Annotated in this window: 1 protein-coding gene; it reads right to left on the bottom strand. The window is 67.3% G+C overall.

Annotation, left to right across the window (positions count from 1 at the left end):
• Positions 1-511, bottom strand: a 511-nt coding sequence (locus tag EOA29_RS39600) for a LysR substrate-binding domain-containing protein (protein WP_245468851.1), incomplete at both ends; no start/stop codon positions are given.

The following is a 511-nucleotide window of genomic DNA, read 5'->3' as shown; positions in this document are numbered from 1 at the left end:
GGCCTGGGCGACGGTGCCGAACTGCTCGAACTGCATGCCGGGGCCGGTCGGCGCGTCGAGCCCCTGATGCTCGAACCATTCGCTCCAGGCGCCGGGGCGCGTCGCCATATGCAGCAGCGGCAGGCGGCCGATATCGGCTGGCGTCTCGACCTTGCGCTCTGCGAGGAATTCAGGTGCTGCGACCGGAACGACGGTCTCGCGCATCAGAAGCGTGCAGTCCGCGTCCGGCCAGTCGGGCATGCCGTGATGGATCGCGGCGTCGAGCCGCTCGCGGGCAAAGTCGAAGCGGCCGATGCGCGTGGCGAAGTTGATGGTGATATCGGGATGGCGGGCGACGAAATCCGGGATCAGCGGCATCAGCCAGCGTGTGCCGAAGGTCGGCAGGATGGCGAGGTTAAGAGCGCCGCTATGCCGATTGCTCATCAATCCGAGCGCCGCATCCCGCAACTGGCCGAGCGCGGAGCGCACCGTTTCGGCATAGATCTCGCCCGCTGCCGACAGCCTGACATTG

The organism is Mesorhizobium sp. M1E.F.Ca.ET.063.01.1.1, from assembly GCF_003998155.1.
Classification (GTDB): domain Bacteria; phylum Pseudomonadota; class Alphaproteobacteria; order Rhizobiales; family Rhizobiaceae; genus Mesorhizobium.
Note: the sequence above shows the minus strand (reverse complement) of the source record. Positions and strands in the feature narration are given on the sequence as shown.